At 70.7% G+C, this 21,077-nt stretch carries 21 protein-coding genes; 12 read left to right on the top strand and 9 right to left on the bottom strand.

Annotated features, from left to right (window positions below; translation table 11 throughout):
* Nucleotides 1-6: 6 nt before the first annotated feature.
* From glcF to AVAK2825_RS04240, 5 genes are all read left to right on the top strand, one after another.
* Nucleotides 7-1,266, top strand: a complete 1,260-nt coding sequence (glcF, locus tag AVAK2825_RS04260; protein WP_284394658.1) for a glycolate oxidase subunit GlcF — start codon at nucleotides 7-9, stop codon at nucleotides 1,264-1,266.
* A gap of 78 nt (nucleotides 1,267-1,344) precedes the next feature.
* Nucleotides 1,345-2,322, top strand: a complete 978-nt coding sequence (locus AVAK2825_RS04255; RefSeq protein ID WP_284394657.1) for a ProQ/FINO family protein — start codon at nucleotides 1,345-1,347, stop codon at nucleotides 2,320-2,322.
* A 102-nt stretch (nucleotides 2,323-2,424) separates the two neighbouring features.
* Nucleotides 2,425-2,823 carry a VOC family protein gene (locus AVAK2825_RS04250; RefSeq protein WP_284394656.1) on the top strand — a complete coding sequence of 133 codons (399 nt, stop codon included), beginning with the start codon at nucleotides 2,425-2,427 and terminating at the stop codon, nucleotides 2,821-2,823.
* 13 nt (nucleotides 2,824-2,836) lie between these two features.
* Nucleotides 2,837-3,307, top strand: coding sequence for a GyrI-like domain-containing protein (locus tag AVAK2825_RS04245; RefSeq protein ID WP_284394655.1), 471 nt, complete (start codon nucleotides 2,837-2,839; stop codon nucleotides 3,305-3,307).
* Nucleotides 3,308-3,373: 66 nt separating this feature from the next.
* Nucleotides 3,374-4,078 (top strand): helix-turn-helix transcriptional regulator, encoded by a 705-nt coding sequence (locus AVAK2825_RS04240; RefSeq protein WP_272565951.1) that lies wholly within the window; start codon nucleotides 3,374-3,376, stop codon nucleotides 4,076-4,078.
* A 54-nt stretch (nucleotides 4,079-4,132) separates the two neighbouring features.
* On the opposite strand, the gene AVAK2825_RS04235 is transcribed toward AVAK2825_RS04240, so the two are convergent.
* Nucleotides 4,133-5,719 carry a hypothetical protein gene (locus tag AVAK2825_RS04235; RefSeq protein WP_284394654.1) on the bottom strand — a complete coding sequence of 529 codons (1,587 nt, stop codon included), beginning with the start codon at nucleotides 5,717-5,719 and terminating at the stop codon, nucleotides 4,133-4,135.
* Nucleotides 5,720-6,388: 669 nt separating this feature from the next.
* Between AVAK2825_RS04235 and AVAK2825_RS04230 the strand changes: the two genes are divergently transcribed.
* The 3 genes from AVAK2825_RS04230 (at nucleotide 6,389) to AVAK2825_RS04220 (ending at nucleotide 8,249) form a co-directional block, all read left to right on the top strand.
* On the top strand, nucleotides 6,389-7,093 hold the full coding sequence (locus AVAK2825_RS04230; protein WP_272565948.1) for a hypothetical protein: 705 nt from the start codon (nucleotides 6,389-6,391) through the stop codon (nucleotides 7,091-7,093).
* Nucleotides 7,094-7,107: 14 nt separating this feature from the next.
* The gene (locus AVAK2825_RS04225) at nucleotides 7,108-7,575 is read left to right on the top strand and encodes a hypothetical protein (protein WP_284394653.1); all 468 of its coding nucleotides are present in this window, start codon (nucleotides 7,108-7,110) and stop codon (nucleotides 7,573-7,575) included.
* A gap of 83 nt (nucleotides 7,576-7,658) precedes the next feature.
* Entirely contained in the window at nucleotides 7,659-8,249 is a 591-nt protein-coding gene (locus AVAK2825_RS04220; RefSeq protein ID WP_284394652.1) for a hypothetical protein, read from the top strand.
* A gap of 7 nt (nucleotides 8,250-8,256) precedes the next feature.
* On the opposite strand, the gene AVAK2825_RS04215 is transcribed toward AVAK2825_RS04220, so the two are convergent.
* The 4 genes from AVAK2825_RS04215 to lplT form a co-directional block, all read right to left on the bottom strand.
* Entirely contained in the window at nucleotides 8,257-8,742 is a 486-nt protein-coding gene (locus tag AVAK2825_RS04215; protein WP_284394651.1) for a glutathione peroxidase, read from the bottom strand.
* 68 nt (nucleotides 8,743-8,810) lie between these two features.
* On the bottom strand, nucleotides 8,811-9,824 hold the full coding sequence (locus AVAK2825_RS04210; RefSeq protein ID WP_284394650.1) for a TRAP transporter substrate-binding protein: 1,014 nt from the start codon (nucleotides 9,822-9,824) through the stop codon (nucleotides 8,811-8,813).
* Nucleotides 9,825-10,026: 202 nt separating this feature from the next.
* Nucleotides 10,027-10,899, bottom strand: coding sequence for a DMT family transporter (locus tag AVAK2825_RS04205; protein WP_284394649.1), 873 nt, complete (start codon nucleotides 10,897-10,899; stop codon nucleotides 10,027-10,029).
* Between the two features lie 202 nt (nucleotides 10,900-11,101).
* Nucleotides 11,102-12,382 (bottom strand): lysophospholipid transporter LplT, encoded by a 1,281-nt coding sequence (gene lplT / locus AVAK2825_RS04200; protein ID WP_272565936.1) that lies wholly within the window; start codon nucleotides 12,380-12,382, stop codon nucleotides 11,102-11,104.
* Nucleotides 12,383-12,521: 139 nt separating this feature from the next.
* Here lplT and alr point away from each other — a divergent pair, with 139 nt between their 5' ends.
* On the top strand, nucleotides 12,522-13,628 hold the full coding sequence (gene alr / locus AVAK2825_RS04195; protein WP_284394648.1) for an alanine racemase: 1,107 nt from the start codon (nucleotides 12,522-12,524) through the stop codon (nucleotides 13,626-13,628).
* On the top strand, nucleotides 13,628-14,479 hold the full coding sequence (locus AVAK2825_RS04190) for a hypothetical protein (RefSeq protein ID WP_284394647.1): 852 nt from the start codon (nucleotides 13,628-13,630) through the stop codon (nucleotides 14,477-14,479). Before alr ends, AVAK2825_RS04190 begins: the two co-directional genes overlap by 1 nt.
* Nucleotides 14,480-14,497: 18 nt before the next feature.
* Here the strand turns inward: AVAK2825_RS04190 and AVAK2825_RS04185 are convergent, their stop codons facing one another.
* Nucleotides 14,498-15,433 carry a LysR family transcriptional regulator gene (locus AVAK2825_RS04185; protein ID WP_284394646.1) on the bottom strand — a complete coding sequence of 312 codons (936 nt, stop codon included), beginning with the start codon at nucleotides 15,431-15,433 and terminating at the stop codon, nucleotides 14,498-14,500.
* Nucleotides 15,434-15,590: 157 nt separating this feature from the next.
* On the opposite strand from AVAK2825_RS04185, the gene AVAK2825_RS04180 reads away from it, so the two are divergent.
* Nucleotides 15,591-17,183 (top strand): ABC transporter substrate-binding protein, encoded by a 1,593-nt coding sequence (locus AVAK2825_RS04180; protein WP_284394645.1) that lies wholly within the window; start codon nucleotides 15,591-15,593, stop codon nucleotides 17,181-17,183.
* A gap of 127 nt (nucleotides 17,184-17,310) precedes the next feature.
* Here AVAK2825_RS04180 and AVAK2825_RS04175 read toward each other — a convergent pair whose 3' ends face one another.
* The 3 genes from AVAK2825_RS04175 to AVAK2825_RS04165 all read right to left on the bottom strand — a co-directional run bounded on the left by AVAK2825_RS04175 (nucleotide 17,311) and on the right by AVAK2825_RS04165 (nucleotide 19,464).
* Nucleotides 17,311-17,919 carry a glutathione S-transferase family protein gene (locus AVAK2825_RS04175; protein ID WP_284394644.1) on the bottom strand — a complete coding sequence of 203 codons (609 nt, stop codon included), beginning with the start codon at nucleotides 17,917-17,919 and terminating at the stop codon, nucleotides 17,311-17,313.
* 136 nt (nucleotides 17,920-18,055) lie between these two features.
* Nucleotides 18,056-19,033 (bottom strand): 2-dehydropantoate 2-reductase, encoded by a 978-nt coding sequence (locus AVAK2825_RS04170; RefSeq protein ID WP_284394643.1) that lies wholly within the window; start codon nucleotides 19,031-19,033, stop codon nucleotides 18,056-18,058.
* A gap of 110 nt (nucleotides 19,034-19,143) precedes the next feature.
* Nucleotides 19,144-19,464 (bottom strand): hypothetical protein, encoded by a 321-nt coding sequence (locus tag AVAK2825_RS04165; protein ID WP_284394642.1) that lies wholly within the window; start codon nucleotides 19,462-19,464, stop codon nucleotides 19,144-19,146.
* A gap of 221 nt (nucleotides 19,465-19,685) precedes the next feature.
* On the opposite strand from AVAK2825_RS04165, the gene radA reads away from it, so the two are divergent.
* The gene (radA, locus tag AVAK2825_RS04160; protein WP_284394641.1) at nucleotides 19,686-21,065 is read left to right on the top strand and encodes a DNA repair protein RadA; all 1,380 of its coding nucleotides are present in this window, start codon (nucleotides 19,686-19,688) and stop codon (nucleotides 21,063-21,065) included.
* Nucleotides 21,066-21,077: the final 12 nt, after the last annotated feature.

Raw genomic sequence — 21,077 nt, 5'->3', positions numbered from 1 at the left:
CACGCCATGCAAACCACGCTCGCCCCCGAATTCCAGGGCACGCCCGAAGGGCAGGAGGCCGAAGCCATCCTGCGCAAGTGCGTGCACTGCGGCTTTTGCACCGCCACCTGTCCCACCTACCAATTGCTGGGCGACGAGCTGGACGGCCCGCGCGGACGCATCTACCTCATCAAGCAGGTGCTGGAGGGCGAGCAGCCCACGCGCAAGACGCAGCTGCACCTGGACCGCTGCCTGACCTGCCGCAACTGCGAGACCACCTGCCCGAGCGGCGTGCAGTACGGCCACCTGGTGGACATCGGCCGCAAGATCGTGGACGAGAAGGTGCCGCGCCCGCTGGGCGAGCGCGCCCTGCGCTGGGCGCTCAAGGAGGGCCTGCCGTCGCCCTGGTTCGGCCCGGCCATGAAGGCGGGGCAGGCCGTGCGCGGAATGCTGCCCGAGGGCCTGCGCGCCAAGGTGCCGGCGCCGCGCGACGCCGGGGCGTGGCCCGGGCGCGAGCACGCGCGCAAGGTGCTCCTGCTGGCCGGCTGCGTGCAGCCCGCGATGGCGCCCAACATCAACGCCGCCACGGCGCGCGTGCTCGATGCGGCGGGCATCCAGACCGTCGTCGCGCCGCAGGCCGGCTGCTGCGGCGCGGTGCGGTTCCACCTGAACGACCAGGCGGGCGGCAAGGCGCAGATGCGCGCCAACATCGATGCGTGGTGGCCGTTCGTGGAGCAGGGCGGTGTCGAGGCCATCGTCATGAATGCCTCGGGCTGCGGCGTCACCGTCAAGGACTACGGCCACCTGCTGCGGGACGACCCGGCCTATGCCGAGCGCGCCGCCCGCATCAGCGCGCTGACGCAGGACCTGTCCGAGTGGCTGCCCGAGCTGCTGGCCGGGCTGGCCGGCACGCTGCGCGGCCGCGTGGTGCCGCCAGACACGCTGTTCGCCTACCACCCGCCGTGTACCCTGCAACACGGCCAGAAGCTGCGTGGCGGCGTCGAGACGCACCTGAGCGCCCTGGGCTTTCGGGTGCGGGTGGCGCGCACCGAGGCGCACCTGTGCTGCGGCTCGGCCGGCACCTACTCGGTGCTGCAGCCGGAGCTGGCCTATCCGCTGCGCGACCGCAAGCTCGCGGCGCTGGGCGAGGCGTTCGGCGAGCCGCCGCCCGGGGCCATCCTGTCGGCCAACATCGGCTGCATCACCCACCTGCAAAGCGGCACGCCGCTGCCGGTGCGCCACTGGGTGGAAGTGCTCGACGAGGCGCTGTCGCCCGCCGCGCGCTGACCCCGTCGGCCACGAGGCTGGCATGATGGTGGGTTTTGACCGCCGCGCTGACGCGCACCAACCGCGTTTTCCTCTGCCATGACCGACTCCGTGACCGCACAAGAACAACAGAACCACGTCCCCGCGCCGGCCCCCACCTCGGCGGCCGCGACCGACGCTTCCAGCGCACCGGTGGTGACCGACGCCGCTGCCGCCACGGCATCGCCCGCGGCCGATGGCCCGCAGGCAGGCGAAGGGCCGCAGGAGGCCGCGCCGCGCGCCGACCGCCCCGCCTCGCGCCGCGGCGGCCGCAACCGCCGCAAGCCCGGCGGTGCCCCGGTCGCCGAAGGCGCCGCGCCTACAGCGCAGGCCGCGCCCCGCAACGGCAAGGGCGCCGCCCCGCAAGGCTCGCAAGGCCCGCGCCGCACGCATCCCGCGCTGGAGCAACTGGCCGCGCTGTACCCGCACCTGTTCGGCGCGCAGTTCCTGCCGCTCAAGCGCGGCATCTTCCAGGACCTGCAGGCCGCCCACCCCGATCTGTTCGAGCGCGATGCGCTCAAGCTCGCCCTGGGCATCCACACCCGCTCCACGCGCTACCTGCAGGTGGTGGCCGAAGGCCGCCAGCGCCACGACCTGCAGGGCCAGGCCGTGGAGGCCATGGCCCCCGAGCATGTGCACCATGCGCTGCTGGAAGTGTTCCGCCGCCGCAAGCCCCGCGACGGCGAGGACATGACCGCCAAGCTGCGCCGCCGCATCGCGCAGGCCTACGAGGCCTCGGGCCTCACCCGCGAGGCGTACGACGCGCTGGTGCGGGGCCGCGACGAGGCCGCCAATGCCCTGCTCGACGAAGCCTTTGCCGAAGTGGCCGAACGCGACGCCAAGGCCGAGGCGCTGCTGCGTGCCTTCGAGGCCAGCGGCAGCACGGTGGCGCAGTTCGCCGACATGTACGGCATGGACCCGCGCACGGCCGAACGCTCGCTGCACCGCGCGCGCCAGCTGCGCGCCGCGCCGGTGGCGGCTCCTGCCGCACCGGCCGCCGACGCGCCGTCCGAACCCCCGGCCGAGCCCGCCGCCTGAGCCCGCGCGGCCGGGCCGGCGCAGCCTCCTGACACGACGCTGTCAGGAGGCCCCCGGCACCATGGCGTCCTTCGCAACAACGACCGAAAGGACCTTTCCGCCATGACCTCTGCTGCCCCCGCTTCTTCCGTTTCCGCCATCAGCTGGTTCGAGATCCCCTGCGCCGACCTCGGCCGCGCCCAGGCCTTCTACGAACAGGTGCTGGGCCGGCCCATGCAACGCCAGACGATGGGCGGCGATCCGCTGGCCGTCTTCGCCTACGACCGGCCGGCCACCGGCGGCTGCCTCATCGAAGGCCCGAGCCGCCGCGTGGCGCCCGATGCCGGCACGCGCATCTACCTCGACTGCGCCCCGGGCCTGGACGCCGCCGTCGAGCGCATCGCCCCGGCGGGCGGGCGCGTGATCGATGCCTGCATCGAGCTGCCGAACGGCATCGGCTTCATCGCGCACCTGTGCGACACCGAGGGCAACACCGTCGGCCTGCACGCCATGGCGCGCTGAAGGAGCGGGCCGCATGACCCCCACCCTGGAAACCTTCGGCGCCTTCACCGTCGCCGGCATCGCCACGCGCACCAGCAACCGCCAGGAGCGCGACCCTGCCCAGGCCCGCATCGGCCCCCTGTGGCAGCGGTTCGCCGCCGAGGGCGTTGCCCAGCGGGTGCAGCAGCCCGGCCTGGCGCCGCCCCGCGTGGTGGGCGTGTACAGCCGGTATGCGTCCGACCACGAGGGCGAATTCGATGTGCTCGCGGGCGTGGCCCTGGACGGCGCCGGTGCCGCGCCCGGCCTCGAGCGCGTGCAGGTGCCGGCCGGCCTCTACCTCGTGTTCCGCCGGCAGGGCGCGCTGCCGCAGGCCGTGATCGACACCTGGGGTGCGGTGTGGGCGCACTTCGGGCAGCACCCCGTACCGCGCCGCCGCTTCGACGTCGATTTCGAGGCCTACGAAGGCCCCGACCAGGTGGCCGTCTGCATCGGCGTGCAGGGCTGACGCGCCCTGTGCGGGGCAGGGCACAATCTTCGCCCACGCCCCGATCCCGCCCCCACTGCCTCACCCATGCGCCGCGCCGACCGCCTGTTCCAGATCGTCCAGCTCATCCGGGGCCGGCGCCTGTCCACGGCCGACTTCCTGGCGAAGCGGCTGGAGGTCTCGGCGCGCACCATCTACCGCGACGTGGCCGACCTGCAGCACCAGGGCGTGCCCATCGAGGGCGAGGCCGGCGTGGGCTATCGCCTGGGCGCGGGCTTCGATCTGCCGCCGCTCATGTTCAGCCAGGGCGAGGCCAACGCCCTGGTCGCCGCCGCCCGGCTGGCGCAGTCCTGGCTGGACACCGGCCTGGCCGGCGAGGTGGAAAGCGCCCTGGGCAAGATCCTGTCGGTGCTGCCGCCCGCGGCACGCGCGGCCGCCGAGGCCCAGGCGCTCTATGCCCCGGCCGTGGCGGTGGACCCGCGCACCCAGGCCCTGCTGCGCCCGCTGCGCGAGGCCGTGCAGTCCCGCCACGTGGTGCGGCTGCACTATGCCGACGAACAGGGGCGCCCCAGCGAGCGCCGGGTGCGGCCGCTGGGGTGCTTTTACTGGGGCAAGGTCTGGACGCTGTCCACCTGGTGCGAGCTGCGCGATGACTTTCGCGGCTTTCGCGTGGACCGGATCGTCTCGCTCGACGTGCTGGACGAGCGCTTCACCGTGGAGCCCGGCCGCTCGCTGGCCGACATGCTGCGCCACGTGTGGGGCCGCCCCGGGGTCGGGCCCGGCGGCGGCTGAGGATGGGCCGCCAGCAGGCGCCTGCCTGCGGCCCCTGGCAAGGGCCGGTGCCTGTCAGCGCGGCAGTTCCAGCTCGGGCGGGGTGCACAGGCGCCCGTTCCAGCAGGCCCCCAGGACCAGGGTCCGGGCGCCCGACGCGCTTTGCATCAGGCCGCGCAGCAGGCCGTTGCGGTCCACCGTGAACTGCTCGGCGCGGTAGGCCTCGCTCGTGGGGCCGCTGGGGGCCGTGCAGGTGCGCGTGCCGTCCGAGTCCAGGCCCTCGCCCGACAGGCGGTAGGTGCCGCGGTACTCGCAGGCCGTCAGCAGGTCCGCGGTCCGCGTGTCCATGCGAAAGATGCCGTCGCGCACCACCATGTCGATGCTGGTGGCGGTCGGGGTGGGTGACCAGAACGGATACACCTGGGCGGAAAAGGCCTTGTTGAAACGCACCAGGTGGTCTTCGTAGCGGAAGCGCGAGATGCGGCGCGGCGTGTCGAAGGGCAGCGTGATGGTGGCGGTCGTGGGGCTGTCGAACACGATGGTCGCCGCGCCCATGGTCGAGGCCACCTCCGCGGGGCGGATGGCGCCACCGATCACCGGGCCGTTGCGGAATTCGGTCAGGGGCACCGTGAACTGGGCATTGGTGTCGCGGTTCGCGGTGCTGCCCTGCATGAACAGCGAAGAGCCGTCGGTGCGGTAGCCCAGGTAGGACAGGACCAGCGCGCGGCTGCCGTTCTGGGTGTCGATCTGCAGGCTGCGGCCCGGTCGGCCGTTCACCTCGCTGTCGAAGGCCCAGATGCCGGGCTGCACCACGATGTCGGATGGCGACGAGCCGGACGCGCAGGTGCCCGGGCTGCCGAGCATGACGGCGCCCGCATGGCAGGCACCCATGAAGAAGGATTCGATCCCGTCCTTGCGCAGCGTGCCGGTGGCCATGCCGTAGGGGTCCACGGCAAACTGCTCGATCCGGTACGGACTGCGCTGCTGGGTGCCGGAGGGGTCCACGCAACTGGCGGTGCCGTCGGACTCGATGCCCTGTCCGCGCTTTTGGTAGGTGCCCGAGTAGGAGCACAGGCGGCCATCGGACGTGGTCAGCTGGCTCATCAGGAAATTGCCGTCGCGCAGTTCGACGCGGTAGGAGGCGGCGGGCGTCGTTGACAGGCGGGTGGAATAGGTCTGCAGGGTGTATTGCGTGCCGCCGGTCGGGAGGCCATACGTGAAGCGCGAGATGCGGCGCGTCACGTCGCCCGGCAGCGTGACGGTGCCGGAGGTGGGCGAGTCGAAGGCCAGCTGGATCTCGCCCGGGCTGCCCGCCACTTCGCCGTTGCCCGCACCGCCGCCGATCACGGGCGGCCCGTTGCGGAACTCCTGCAGCGGGCCCCGGAAGGCCGAGCTGTCGCCGCCGCGCAGGCCGCTGGCCTGCAGGAACACGGACGACCCGTCGGCGCGGTAGCCCAGGTAGGACACGATGAGGGCGCGGCCCTGTTCGGTATCGATCTGCAGGCTGCGCCCAGGCTGGCCGTTCAGCTCGCCGTCGAAGGCCCACAGGCCCGGCTCCGGCTCGGCATGGGGCGGGGTGGTGGTCTGCGCCCAAGCCGAAGAGGCCAGGATCAGGCCCCCGGCGCAGAGCGCGAGTGTCTTGGTCATTGCGAAACGGGACATGCGGGAAGTTCCTCCTTGGATTGGAATCAGGGTGCCGTGGCCTGCAACAGGCCCGACGCGAAATGCCTGCCAGCCCCGTCGAGGCGGGCGGCAGTTCTGCGAAAAAAAGCGGGATCCGGCTGGCGGACGCCATTCGCGACCCTGCCAGGAGAAAGGCGGTCCGGCGCCCCCATCACCCGGTTTTGGATTTGCTCCTGTTTTTGTAGCGATATGCCCTAGAAAATCATGCGCTGCAGGCCTTTTTCTCCAAAAAATTCCGTATCACCCACCTTCAGCGTGATCTTCACCGCCGCAGGACAAGGCATGCGAAAAGTTCCTTCCGGCATATGGAATGGGGGCCGAAGACCCGTAATAGATACAAATTCAACGGGCCTGCCAATCCCCCCTATGGTGGGGTGTGGGCTTTGACAAGCCCGCCCGGCGGGGCGAACGGCGCTGTGGCGCGGGGTTGCGCTCCGCGGTCGATTCGACACTTTCCTACGTATTGAAACCTCTTTGACCGATGGTTTCGCCCGATCGCCGCTCAGGCGGTTACTTTCGGCGCGTGCATGCCGCCATGCACCGGTGCGCAAAACCCCCAAGCCTCCCGACGCAGCCCCTGCTGCGCGCGGCCGGCGGCCACAACGCAAAACAGCGCCGTTTCCCATCCAGACGAGGAGACCACAACGCATGCAGAACGACGATCCGAAAGACCGTGCCGCCTTCGACTCGGCCATCCAGGCCCTGAAGGCGGAGATCGCCAACGCCGGGGCCCACCTCTCGCTGGATGCCTCGGCCCGGCTGGCCTATACCCGGCAGATCCAGGCCATGGCCAACGACCTGCAGTTCGAGGCGATGAGCGGCCGCATCACCTGGGCCCAGGCGGCCGAGCAGGCCCAGGTGGCGCGCAACACCATCATGGAGATCATCCGCGGGCGCAGCACGCCCATCGGGCGCGCCATGGCGCAGAGCCTGAAGGCCGAGGGCCGGACGCTCAACGAGCTCATCGCCCGCAAGGCCCAGCAGATCCACGGGCCCACCGTGCAGTTCGACCGGCTCACGGCGGCGCAGCAGAACGCGGTGTACGGCGAGATCGTCCAGTCCGCCGGCCGTTCCAACCCCAAGGTCACGCAGACCATGCGCGGCCTGTCGCGCGCGGGCCGGGGGCTGATCGTGCTGTCCATCGCCCTTTCGGTCTACAACGTGGCGACGGCCGACGACAAGACCGCCGCAGCGGGCAAGGAACTCGCCGTGGCCGGGGCGGGGATCGGCGGCGGCATCGCCGGGGGCGCGCTGGCGGGCCTGGCCTGCGGGCCCGGCGCGCCGGTGTGCGTGACCATCGGGGCGTTCGTGGGCGGCGCGCTGGCGGCCTTCGGCGTGGATTTCCTGTGGTGAGCGGCGGGCCGGCGATGCGCATCCTCACCCCCGCCGACATTTCCCTGGCACCCTTGCCCGCCGAGGGTGGCGAGGCCCCGATGCAAAGCCGGGTCGTGCAGGGCGGCATGCCCCTGCAGGCCCGCGTGGACGGGCTGGTGCTGGAGGCGGCCTTCGAGTGCCGGGGCTTTCACCTGCTGTTCACCACCGACGATGTGCCGCAGGAAGACCTGCTGCACATCACGCTGTTCGATGGCCAGTGGCAGCCGCTGGATGCGGCCACCATCGGCGGGGCCTACACCACGGGGAGTTTTTCGCTGATCGGGCTGGAGGGCGAGCACACCGTGCGGTTCCGCTTCATCGGCGACACCGACTGGAGCGTGGAGATTTTGCCCAGCCCGGGCTTTCGCATGCCGCTGGTCTCGGAGCCCCGGGGCGTCACGCGGGCGCTGGGGTTCTCCAGGCACTTCGTGGTGCGCGGCGATCCGCAGCCGCAGCGCTGAAAGCGGTCAAGGGGGGGGGCATGGCCCTGCGCGCATCCGTTCGCCGAATCCCTGCAGGCTAAGATTTCCTGCGGAGGAGAACCATGTTGCTCAAAAACCTGTCCGCCAGTGCCGCGGACTTCGTCAATACCGTCTGGCCTGCCATTCAGCATTACCCGCTGGTGGGCGGCGGCAAGATCCGGCCGGTTGAGGCCAATGCGGCGCGCGACTTCAAGGACGAACTCGATCTTTTGGCGGGCATTGATGCCTGGCAAGTGATGAACCAGCCCGGAGCGATACGGGGTCTGGCAAGCCGTGTGCAGTGGACCGAGGAAAACCACCGCAGCTTCACCATCCGTTATGCCCGCCCGTCGGGTGCGGAGACCGAATACCAGAAGCGGCTGATGGCGCTCAATGCTCGGCAGGAGGGCTATGTGTTCCCGCACCTCACGGTGCAGGCTTTCTTGTCCGGCCAGGGGGGTCGCCTTCGCTCGGCGGCCGTCGTCAAGACGGAAGATCTGATCCGCGCCGCGCAGTTCATCGTCACCAATGCCAAAGCCCCGCGCCCCGCTTTCTACGGCATGGTTCCGCAACCGGACGGCGGGCAGTTTCTGTACCTGAAGTGGGACTACCTGGCCTACAAGAGGGTGCCGATGGAGATCATCGATCTCGAAAAGCCCGTGGCCGCCGTGTAGGCCAGGCTCAGCGCTTGAGGGCGGCCTCGATGTCGCCTGCCATGGACTGCGGCGTGTCCCGCGGGCCGTAGCGGCGCAGCACCTGCCCGTCCCGGCCGATGAGGAACTTGGTGAAGTTCCACTTGATCGCCTGGGTGCCCAGCAGGCCCGGGGCCTCGGCCTTGAGCCAGCGGTACAGCGGGTCGGCGTCGGCGCCGTTCACGTCGAACTTGGCCATCATCGGAAAGCTCACGCCGTAGTTGAGCTGGCAGAAGCTGGCGATCTCGTCGTTGCTGCCCGGGTCCTGGCGGCCGAACTGGTTGCAGGGAAACCCCAGCACGGCCAGCCCCTTAGGGCCGTATTGCTGGTGCAGGGCCTCCAGCCCGGCGAACTGCGGCGTGAAGCCGCAGGCGCTCGCCGTGTTGACGATGAGCAGCAGCTGCCCCGCGTACTGCCGCAGGGGCACGGTCTGGCCGTTCATCTGCCGGGCCTCGAAGTCGTAGACGCTGGTCATGGCGCGCATCCCTTGCAAGAAAGGTGGATGGATCGGATCGATCGGGCGCCGCCACGCCGGCAGGGGTTTCACCGGGTCTTGGCGGCGGCAGCGGCATTCTCGCCGGAGAAGTACGGAATCATCATGCGGTTGCCGTCGGCGCCGGTGTCGCGGATGTATTCGAGCGAGAACTGCTCGCCCAGGCGCCGCAGTTCGCGGCGCAGCTCGAAGTCGGGCGTCTCCACCTTGATGCCGTTGCGCGCCAGCTCGGCGATGGAGGCGGTGGACGCGGCGCTGCTCGCGTTCCATCCGCGCACCTGGGCCTGGGCGGCGGCCTCCTCGACGATCTTGCGCGTGCCTTCGGGCAGGGCCAGCCACTGGGCCTTGTTCACCAGCACCAGGTTCTTCGGGTACCAGGCATGCACGTTGTAGAAGTACTTGATGGGCAGCTCCCACACCTTGTTCTCCACCCCGGTGACGGGGGAGGTGAACAGCGTGTCGATCTGCCGGTCCAGCACGGCCTGGTTGATGCCCTTGGTGGGCACGTCCACCGGCGTGGCGCCCATCAGCTGGGCGATGCGCACGGTGCTGGGGCTGTAGCTGCGCATCCTGGCGCCGCGCAGGTCGCTCACGTGGCGGATGGACCGCGTGGTGAACAGCCCCTGGGCCGGCCAGGGCACGGCGTACAGCGGCACCAGGCCCTGCCGGTCCAGCGCCTCCTGCAGCACGGGGCGCTGCGCCTTCCACAGCCGCAGCGCGTCGTCGTAGCTGTCCACGATGAAGGGAATGGCGTCGGCGCCGGCCAGCTTGGTATCGGCCGCGAGCGAACTGAGCAACACCTCGCCCGCCGCGATCTTGCCGACGCGCACCTGGCCGGCGATCTCGGACAGCCGGGCCACGCTGTTGTCGGGGCGCACGTCGATCACCAGCGCGCCTTTCGTGCGGTCGTTCACCTCCTGGGCGAACTGCTGCAGGTTGACGGTGTGGAACACCTCGGGCAGGTAGCCCGTGGCGAGGGTCCACTTCGCCTGCGCCGATGCGGCACCGGGCAGCGCCAAGGAACCGAGCGCCATGAAGAGCGCGCACCACGAACGACGTTTCATACCGAATCTCCGAAAGCGCGCAGCGCCGGCCTGCGGATGCATGACAACGGCGTACGCTGATGACGTAACTTGCAATGACTATACCGGCGCCCCGCGGGCACGCAAGCACCGGCCGGGAGAGCCCTATTTTCCATGGCGGCCAAGGGCCTTTGGGCCCCGGCCCCGTGGCGGGGCAGCGCCTGTGCGGCGGCCCGCCGGGCGCTCAGCGCCGCAGCGATGCGAGGAGGGCGGCGAACACGATCAGGCCCCCGCCCAGCAAGGTGCGCGGCTGCAGCTGCGCGGCCGACAGCAGCACCGACGACACGCTGGCGAACACCACCTCCGACAGCAGGATCACCGCCGTGGTGCCCGCCGCCAGCCGCGACGCCCCGTACTGCAGCGCCCCGTTGCCCAGCCACAGCGCCACCGCGAGCAGGGCGGCCGTGGCGACCCAGGTGGCGTTCACCGGGGGAAACGGCTCCACCACGCCGGCCTGCAGCCCGATGCAGGCCACCACCAGCGCCATCAGCATGCAGCCGCCGAACATGACGAACATGCGCGCCTGTCCCGGCACCGCATGCAGCCGCCGCAGCGTGACGTTGGTCAGCGCGAAGAAAAAGCCGCCCGCCAGCGCCAGCCCGTCGGCGAGCGACAGGTTCTGCAGCAGCCGGGACGGCGAGGTGCCCTCGGGCACCAGCACCAGCACCACGCCGGTGAAGGCCAGCGCCAGCCGCAGCAGCGCCATGGGCGTGGGCCGCTCGCCCAGCACCCGCCAGGCCAGCAGCAGGCCCCAGACCGGCATCAGATAGAACAGCAGGACCACGCGCACCACGTCGCCCACGGTCACCGCCCAGTTGAAGGCCACGTTGTTCAGCCCCGAGCTCAGGGCCAGCAGCCACAGCTGCGGGTGCTGGCGCACCTGCGCCCACAGGCCCGCCCGCAGCGCCAGCAGGCCGGCCAGGATGGCGCTGTACATCACGGCGGTCGCCCACAGCGGGTGCAGCCCCGCCCCGTGCATCACCCGGAACGGCCACCATGCCAGGCCCCAGACGAAGGCATTGAACAGCAGGGCGAAATAGGGCAGCGGCGATGGCATGGAGCGTCGTGGTGCGGCAGGGGTGCCTCCGCTTCGCAGTCGGATGGGCACGGAAAAAGGGGGGCCGCAGCATCGGCATGATTTTCTGCCCTCGGATGAAGGCAGTTCCATGTCCGGCTGTGGTTAAGTTGTACTTTCCATTGCGCAGGCCGGCAGGCGGCCGCGCGTGGCGCCCGGGGCGCGCCGCGGCGGCCGGCGGCGGTCAGTGGTGGTGATCGTGCCGCGCCAGGTGCAGCAGGTGGTCCACCTCTTCGCGGTAGCGCACGCAGTTGTGCTGGTGCCAGCGGCGGATCAGCCACATCACCCCGGCCACCACGAGGCCGAACGCGGTGATGGCGCCGAACACCGACAGCCCCATCTTGAGCGACAGGCTGTAGAACGCGCCCAGCGCCAGGATGCAGGCCTGCTCGTTGAAATTCTGCACCGCGATGGAGCGGCCCGCGCCCATGAGGTTGTGGCCCCGGTGCTGCAGCAGCGCGTTCATCGGCACCACCAGGTAGCCGCCCAGGCCGCCCAGCAGGATGAGGAAGGGAATGGCGACCCAGATGCTCTTGATGAACACCATCAGCACCAGCAGCAGGCCCATGGCGATGCCCAGCGGGATCACCTTGGTGGCCATGTCCAGCCGCATGCGCATGGAGGCCACCACCGCGCCCACGGCTGTGCCGATGGCCACCACCCCGGTGAGGGCCGAGGCCTGCGTGGTGTTGTAGGAGAGCGCGGCCGCGGCCCAGGCCAGCACGATGAACTTGAGGTTGCCGCCCGCGCCCCAGAAGAGGGTGGTGGTGGACAGCGAGATCTGGCCCAGCTTGTCGCGCCACAGGCGGTTGTTGCAGGCCCAGAAGTCCGGCAGCATCGCCAGCGGGTTGGAGGGCAGCGGGCGCATCTCCACGCCGGTGTGGGGAATGCGGGTGTTGAACCACGCGGCCACCAGGTACAGCGTGATCAGCGCGGCGATGGCGGCCTCGGCCGCGGTGTCCACGCCGGTGTCCACGAAGGGCAGGTCCACCGACAGCAGCAGTCCGGCGATGGCGGGCCCCACGAGCTGGCCCCCCAGCAGCACGCCCAGGATGATGGAAGCGATGGTCAGCCCCTCGATCCACCCGTTGGCCTTGACCAGCTGCGAGGCCGGCAGCAGTTCGGTGAGGATGCCGTACTTGGCGGGCGAGTAGGCCGCCGCGCCCAGGCCGACCACGGCGTAGGCGATCAGCGGGTGCGAGCCGAACAGCATCATGAGGCAGCCCACGACCTTGATCGCGTTGCTGAAGAACATGACCTTGCCCTTGGGCATCGCATCGGCGAAGGCGCCCACGAACGGCGCCAGCACCACGTAGAACAGCGCGAACATCGGCACGAGCGCCGCACGCTGCCATTCCGGCGACCCGTTGGTGCGCAGCAATTCCACGGCGGCCACGAAAAGTGCGTTGTCGGCCAGCGAGCTGAAAAACTGCGCCGACATGATGGTGTAGAAACCGCGCTTCATCGAATGGCTGTTGGGTGCATCAGTTCGCCTGATGCCCTGTTAAATATCGGAACCCGCTGCAAGTGACTGGCGGTTATATCACGCGGTTTCTAGAGGGCGATGCCAGAATTCCTTCCTTTTCGCTCCGCAGATCCACCCCATGCCGCGTCCCATCCAAGCCACCATCCACACTGCTGCACTGCAACACAATCTCGAGCGCGCCCGCGCCAGTGCGCCGGACGCCCTGGCCTGGGCGGTGGTGAAGGCCAATGCCTACGGCCACGGCATCGAGCGCGTGTTCGAGGGGCTGCGTGCGGCCGACGGCTTCGCGCTGCTGGACCTGTCCGAGGCCGAGCGCCTGCGCGCGCTGGGCTGGCGCGGCCCCATCCTGCTGCTGGAGGGCGTGTTCGAGCCGCGCGACCTGGAGCTGTGCTCGCGCCTGGGGCTGTGGCACGCGGTGCATTGCGACGAGCAGATCGACTGGCTGGCCGCCCACAAGACGCAGGCGCCGCACCGCGTCTTCCTCAAGATGAACACCGGCATGAACCGCCTGGGCTTCACGCCCGAGCGCTACCGCTCGGCCTGGGCGCGGCTCAATGCGCTCACGCAGGTGGACGAGATCTCATCCATGACCCATTTCAGCGACGCCGACGGCCCCCGCGGCATCGCGCACCAGATGCAGGCCTTCCAGGCCGCCACGCAGGACCTGCCCGGCGAGAAGAGCGTGTGCAACAGCGCGGCCACCCTGCGCCATGCGGTCGATGCGCGCGTGCGCGGCGATTGGATCCGCGCCGGCATCGTGCTCTACGGCGGGGCGCCGGACTACCCCGAGCACGACGCCGCCCACTGGAGCCTGCAGCCGTCGATGACGTTGTCGGCCCGCGTGATCGCGGTGCAGCACGTGCAGGCCGGCGACACGGTGGGCTACGGCTCCGCCTTCACGGCCGACGCCCCGCTCACCATCGGCGTGCTGGCCTGCGGCTATGCCGACGGCTACCCGCGCCACGCCGGCACCGGCACGCCCGTGCTGGTGAACGGCGTGCGCACGCGCGTGGTGGGCCGGGTGAGCATGGACATGATCACGGTGGACCTCTCCCCCGTGATCGCGGCGGGCGTGGAGGCGGGCTTCGGCGCCGAGGCCACGCTCTGGGGGCGCGCCGCCAGCGGTGCCGTGCTGTCGATCGACGAGGTGGCGCATGCCGCCGGCACGGTGAGCTGGGAGCTGATGTGCGCCCTGGCCCCGCGCGTGCCGGTGGCGGTGGCCTGATGCGCCCGGGGCAGCGCGCGCCGGCCGCCCGATCCGGCAAGGGCTCGACCTGGCGGCGGGTGCAGGCGCCCGACCGCGAACTGGTGCACACCCTGCGCCAGCGCCACCGGCTGCACGTGCACGGCTGGTGCATCGGCGCCTTCATGATGGCGTTGATGTGGGCTACCTCGCACACCCAGAAGGTGATGGGCGTGGACTCGCTCGCGCTGCGCTACGGCATCACGCTGGGCGTGGGCTACATCGCCTACCTGCTGGTGCTGCGGGCCTGGGCGGCCTGGCTGGTGCGGCCGCCCCGCCAGCGGGACGACAGTGGGTGGACCGACGGCATCGACCTGCCGTCCGACATCGACCTGCCGACCGGCGGCGCGCGGGTTCCCGTGCCGCGCAGCGGGGGCGGCGGCGACTTCGGCGGTGGCGGGGCGAGCGGCGATTTCGGCGATGGCTTGGGGAGCGGCCTGGGCGAGGGTTTGGGCGAGGGCTTGAGCGATGTGGCCGGCGGGGCGCTGGAGGCCGCCAGCGGCGCGGACGAGGGCGCGGTGGTGATCGTGCCCGTGGTGGCCATCTTCCTCATCGGCGCGGCCATCGTGCTGGGCGCGGGGGCGCTCGCGCTGCTGTACTTCGGCTTCGACGTGCTGCTGGCCGTGGCGGTGGAACTGGCGTTCTCGTACGCCACCGCGCGCGCCGCGATGGGCGTGGAGCGGGCCGGTTGGCTCTCGGCCGCGGTGCGGCTGACCTGGAAGCCGCTGCTCGGCGCACTGCTGTGCGCGGTGGTGCTGGGCGCGGCCATCGACCGTTTCCTGCCGCAGGCCAACTCCCTGCCCGAAGCGGTGCGCCTGCTGCGCGCGCGCTGAAGCCCGCGGGGCCGGGCGTTACTTCGGCGCGTGCAGCAGCCGCAGGAAGGCCTGGGCCGGAGGGCTCAGCGGCCGGTCGGCCCGCACCAGGCTGCCGTAGGCCTCCAGCGTGTGCTGGAAGCGGTAGGGCAGCACGTGCAGCAGGCCGTGCTCTGCATCGCGCTGCGCCACGGCCTCCGGGATCACCCCGATCAGTTCGGAGCGCCGCACCAGGTTGATGGTGGTGAGGATGGAGCCGGTCTCGATCAGCCCCTGCGGCAGCGCCGCGCCGTGGTCCTTGAATTCCTGCGCGATCAGGTCGCGCATGGGGCTGCCGGCCGGCTGCAGCACCCACGAAAAATCGAGCAGCGCCGCGAAGCCCACGCGCGCCTTGCCCGCCAGGGGATGGCCGTTGCGCACCACCACCGCCAGGCCTTCGCCGTCGATGGGCTGGAAGGTGCAGTCCCGGCCCGAATCGCCGGAACGCCGGCCCACGACCACTTCGAGCACGCCCTCGCGCAGCTGCGCCAGCAGCCGGTCGCTCGTGTCCACGGCGATCTCCAGCGCCAGCAGCGGGAACACCGCCTTCAGCCCGAGCAGCGCGTCGGTCAGCCGACCCGGCGAGGCCGCCATGATGCTGCCGACCGACAGCTTGCCCGCGCTGCCCAGCCGCATCTCGCTGAGTTCGCGGTTCAGCGCTTCCATGCTGCCGCGGATGCTGCGAAAGTAGCCGGTCACCCGCTCGCCCGCGGCGTTCAGCCGCAGGCCGCGGCCCACCCGGTCGAACAGCGGCTGGCCGAGGGCGGCCTCCAGTTCGTGGAGCATCTTGGTCGCGGCCGGCTGGCTCAGGCCCAGCGCGCCCGCAGCCGCGCGCAGCGTGCGGTGCTCGGCGATGGCCAGCATCAGCGCGACCTGCCGCATGCGCAGCCGGTTGAGCAGCTGAGGGGTGCTTTCCTGCGGATCGATGGAGCCCATGGGGGATGGCCTGTGTGAGGGGTGGAAGGCAACGAAACGGGCCCTGAATTTACCCGGCTCCGCGGCCTGCATAACGTTAGAACCACAAAGTCGTTCGCCGCGGTGGGGGCCGCGGGCATAGTGGCCGCACTCTTCGTTGCTTCAGGGCCTTTGCACCATGCGCTTTTCGCTTTCCCTCGCGGCCACCCTGGCCGCTGCCGCCTTCACCGTGGCCACGCCGCTGGCCGCGCAGGCCGCCACCTTCCGCTTCGCCCGCTCGGCCGACGTGTCCTCGTGGGACATCCACGCGCAGAACGTGGGCGTGAACAACGCGCTGCATTCGGCCGTGTACGAAACGCTGGTCGAATACAACAGCAAGACCTTCAAGCCCGAGCCGCAGCTGGCCATCGCCTGGAAGCGGGTGAGCCCCACGCAGCTGCGCATCACGCTGCGCCAGGGCGTGAAGTTCAGCGACGGCTCCGCCCTCACGGCCGACGACGTGAAGTTCTCGCTGGAGCGCGCCAAGGCCAAGACCTCCAACTACGCCGTGTACACGCAGGGCATCGACCGCGTGGACGTGGTGGACGCGAACACCGTGGACATCTTCTCCGAGGTGCCCAACCCGGTGCTGGTCAACCAGCTGACCGAGCTGCGCATCATGAGCAAGCCCTGGGCCGAGAAGAACAACGCCACGGTCCCGAAGGACATCAAGACCAGCGACGAGCCCTACACCCACCGCAACACGCTGGGCACGGGGCCGTTCGTGCTCAAGTCCTGGGCGCCCGACCAGCGCCTGGTGCTGGCGGCCAATCCCCACTGGTGGGGCAAGGGCCAATTCGGCGGCAACGTGACCGACGTGGTCTACACGCCCATCAAGTCCGATGCCACGCGCACGGCGGCGCTGCTGTCGGGCGAGGTGGACTTCGTGCTCGACCCCAGCCTGCAGGACGTGCCCCGCATCCGCCAGCAGCCGCAGCTGAAGGTGCTGGACGGCGCCGAGAACCGCACCATCTTCCTGGGCCTGGACCAGTTCCGCGACGAGCTGCAGAACTCGAACGTGAAGGGCAAGAACCCGCTCAAGGACGTGCGCGTGCGCAAGGCGCTCTACCAGGCCATCGACATCAACGCCATCCAGCGCGTGGTGCTGCGCGGCCTGGCCCAGCCCACCGGCGCGATCATCGCGCGGCAGGTGAACGGCTGGACCCCGAAGGCCGACGCGCGCTGGCCCTACGACCCCGCCGCCGCGCAGAAGCTGCTGGCCGAGGCCGGCTACCCGCAGGGCTTCGACGTGGACTTCGCCTGCAGCGCGGGCCGCTACATCAACGACGAGCAGCTGTGCCAGGCCATCACCGCCCAGTGGGCCAAGGTGGGCGTGAAAGCCAGGCTGCGCTCGCTGCCGTTCGCCACGTACTTCCCGATGATCCAGCGCAACGAGGCCAGCATCTACCTGCTGGGCTGGGGCGTGCCGACGTTCGATGCGTTCTATTCGCTGCAGTCGCTGATCCGCTCGCCCGGTGCCGGCGGCGACGGCAACTTCAACCTGGGCCGCTTCAGCGACCCGCAGCAGGACGCACTGATCGAGCGCATCAAGAAGGAAACCGACGCCGCCACGCGCAACAGCCTGATCGAGCAGGCGCTGGTGCAGGACCACCAGCTCATCTCGCACATCCCGCTGTACAACCAGGTCATTCCCTGGGCGGCCTCGCAGAAGGTGGAGATCGTCCACCGCGCGGACAACCGCATCGACTGGCGCCTGCTGAAGGTCAACTGAGCCGCCAGGCCATATCGTTGCCGGTCATCGCGCCTGGCCCTTCCCGAACCGCTCCGCGGGCCGCCCGGCCCCGGGGCTTTTTCTGCAGGGGCGCCGCCTCGCGCGGCATCCGTCCCCCCGCGGGACATCAATCCAACGACCGCTGCACCGCCGGCCGCGCCGCCACGCGCTGCGCGTGCGCATGCACCTTGGGGAACCGGGCGATGTCCACGCCATCGCTCTGCAGCCATCCACCGATGGTGAACAGGTAGCCGTCGCTCACCGAATAGGCGTCGCCCAGCACCCACGGCCCCTGCAGCTGCTGCTCGATCAGCGCGAAGCATTCGGTCATGTTGGCGCCGACCTTGCGCTGCATCGCGGCGATGGCCTCGGGCTCGTCGGCCCAGCGGTTGGCGCGGGGCCGGTGGGCATGGGCCACGTGCACGGTGGAGGCGAGGTAGCTGTTGAACTCCTGCATCCGCGCGAACCCGTGGGGATCGGTGGGCGCCAGCCGCGCCTCAGGGAACCGCTGGGCCACATAGGCCAGCAGCGCGGGTGTCTCGGTCAGCACGCCCTGCTCGGTGACCAGGGCCGGCACGCGGCCCTTGGGGTTGATGGCCAGGTACTCGGGCGTGCGCTGCTGCTGTGCCTTGAAGTCCATGCGCTCCAGCGCGTGATCGGCGCCGGCTTCGTTCAGCGCGATGCGAACGGCCTGCGCGCAGGTGCCGGGGGCGTAGTAGAGGGTCAGCGAGGCCATGGGGGCTCCAGTGGGTTGGCGATGGGAAAAGGAACGGCCGCCGCCTGCGGCCTGGTGGTTCCAAGCCAAAAACCGCAGGAAGGCAATGGGTACTAGGGCGTATTGCTATGGTTTTTGATGTGCCCGTCCGTGCGCATCAGTGCAGGCCACGCACCCGCGCCATCAGCCGCACCAGGCCCAGCAGGGCGTCGGTGTGCGGCGTGGGCACGGCGGTGAGGCGGCCCAGCTCGTGCACCGCGCCCACCAGGGCGTCGATCTCCAGCGGCTTGCCGGCCTCCACGTCCTGCAGCATCGAGGTCTTGAACGCGCCTAGCTTGCGGGTGACGGCGTGGCGGTCTTCGGGCTGCTGGTCGATCGGCAGGCCCAGCCGTTCGCCGATGGCCTTGGCCTCGCGCATCACGTCGGAGATGAAGGTGCGCACCAGGTCGTCGTCGAGGATGCGGTCGGTGGTGGCACCGGTGAGCGCGCTGATGGGGTTGACCGTCAGGTTGCCCCAGAGCTTGAACCACACGTCCTGCTGGATGCGGGAGGACACTTCGGCCTCGATGCCGCCGCGCCGCAGCGTGTCGGCCAGTGCCTGCAGCCGCGGCGTGGGCGCGCCGGCGGGCTCGCCCAGGATGAGCCGGTTGCCGAAGTGGTGGCGCACCACCCCGGGCGCATCGAGCGAGCAACTGGTGTGGACCACGCCGCCGATCACCTGGCCGGCCGGCACGGCACGCGCCATGGCGCCCGAGGGGTCGACCGACTGCAGCGCCCGGCCTTGCGCGGGGCCACCGCAGCCGTCGAGGAACCACCACGGCACGCCGTTCATGGCCGTGAGCACCAGCGTGTGGGGGCCGATCAGCGGCGCGATGCGGGCGGCCACGTCGGACAGGGCCGGGGCCTTGACGGCCAGCACCACCAGGTCCTGCACGCCCAGGGCGGCCGGATCATCGTGCGCGCGAACCGGCGTGGCGTGCACGGAACCATCGGGTTGAACGAGGCGCAGGCCCTGCGCATCGAGGGCCTGCCGCGTGGCGCCGCGCGCCACCATGGACACATCGCCGCCTGCACGTGCCAGTGCCACCGCGAGCCAGCCGCCGATGGCGCCCGCGCCATAGATACATGCCTTCATCGAAACATCCGCCTCTGCAGGGACCGGCCGAACGGCCGCGAAGCGGTGGATGTTAAGCGCTCCCCGCGGCGTGCGCCGGGGGAGGCGGCAGGGGCGCGGTCAGCGCGCGATCACTTGGCGTCGCTGGCCGGCTCGGAGGCCGCGGTGGCCGGCGCCGGCGTGCTGCCGCCGAACACGGCGCCGCCGGCCGGGGCGGAGGAAGACGGGGTGGAGGACATGCCGGCGTCCGACGCAGGCGTGGCAGGAGCGGGGGTGGGGGTGGCGGGGGTCGTCGGCGCCGGGGTGGTGACGGGTGCCGTGTTGGTGGGCGTGTCGGCCGGCTTGTTGCGGTCGCAGGCGGTGAGCGCCAGGGCGGACACGACGATCAGCGGGGCGGCGGCGAGCCATCGGCGGGAAGGGGTGGCCGAAGCGTTCATGGTGGTTGGGGTCATGGGTTGTATCTCCTTGAATGGCGTGCGGCGGACTGCCGCTGGAATGGGCATGCTAGGCAGGCTCCAGGAAGCGCGGGGTAGGATAGGGTTGACATCGCAATTGCTTACTTTCAGGCCGCGCACCCCCGCTGGCGCCCGGCTTGGGGCCGCTGCGGCTGGCCCGCCGCCGGGCATGCCGCCCGCTGCGATCCACCTTGCTGCCCCGTTTCCCGATCCCTGCCATGGCCAAAGAAAAAACCCTCTTCACCTGCTCCGAGTGCGGCGGCACCAGCCCGCGCTGGCTGGGCAAATGCCCGGCCTGCGGTGCCTGGAACACCCTGGTGGAGACCGTGGCCGAGGCCGGCCCGGGCAAGAACCGCCTCAGCGCGCCGCAGTTTTCGGGCCTGGCGCAGGCCCAGGCGGTGATGCCGCTGGCGGCCATCGAGGCGACCGACATCGCCCGCACGCCGAGCGGCATCGATGAGCTCGACCGGGTGCTGGGCGGGGGCATCGTGGAGGGCGGCGTGGTGCTGATCGGCGGCGACCCGGGCATCGGCAAGTCCACGCTGCTGCTGCAGGCGCTGGATGCGCTGCAGCGCGTGGGCCTGCCCACGCTGTACGTGACGGGCGAGGAAAGCGGCGCGCAGGTGGCGCTGCGCTCGCGCCGCCTGGGCCTGGACCACAGCCAGGTGAACGTGCTGGCCGAGATCCAGCTGGAGAAGATCCTCGCCACCATCGATGCCACCCAGCCGGCCGTGGCGGTGATCGACTCGATCCAGACCGTGTACTCCGACCAGCTCACGAGCGCGCCCGGCTCTGTGGCGCAGGTGCGCGAGTGCGCCGCGCATCTCACGCGGGCGGCCAAGGCCTCGGGCGTGACCATCATCCTCGTGGGCCACGTCACCAAGGAGGGGGCGCTCGCCGGCCCGCGCGTGCTGGAGCACATGGTCGATACGGTGCTGTACTTCGAAGGCGACACGCACAGCCAGTTCCGCCTGGTGCGCGCCATCAAGAACCGCTTCGGCGCGGTCAACGAGATCGGCGTGTTCGCCATGACGGAAAAGGGCCTCAAGGGCGTGACCAACCCGAGCGCCATCTTCCTGAGCCAGCACAGCGAGCCCGTGCCGGGCAGCTGCGTGCTGGTCACGCTGGAGGGCACGCGGCCCATGCTGGTGGAGATCCAGGCGCTGGTGGACGAGGGCGGCCCCAGCCCGCGCCGGCTGTCGGTGGGGCTGGACCGCGACCGCCTGGCCATGCTGCTGGCGGTGCTGCACCGGCATGCCGGCGTGGCCTGCATGGACCAGGACGTGTTCGTGAACGCCGTGGGCGGCGTGCGCATCAGCGAGCCCGCGGCCGACCTGGCGGTGATGCTGTCCATCACCTCCAGCCTGCGCGGCAAAGCACTTCCCCGCGGGTTCATCGCCTTCGGCGAAGTGGGGCTGGCCGGCGAGGTGCGCCCGGCCCCGCGCGGGCAGGAGCGGCTCAAGGAGGCGGCCAAGCTGGGCTTCAGCGTGGCCGTGGTGCCCAAGGCCAATGCGCCCAAGAAGCCCATCGAGGGCATCACCATCCATGCGGTGGAGCGGGTGGAGGAGGCGATGGAGGTGGTGCGCGGCATGGGCTGAAGGCGGCCCGCC

Source organism: Acidovorax sp. SUPP2825, from assembly GCF_030158995.1.
Classification (GTDB): domain Bacteria; phylum Pseudomonadota; class Gammaproteobacteria; order Burkholderiales; family Burkholderiaceae_C; genus Paracidovorax.
The sequence above is the reverse complement of the archived record's forward strand: the minus strand, read 5'-3'. Positions and strand labels throughout refer to the sequence as shown.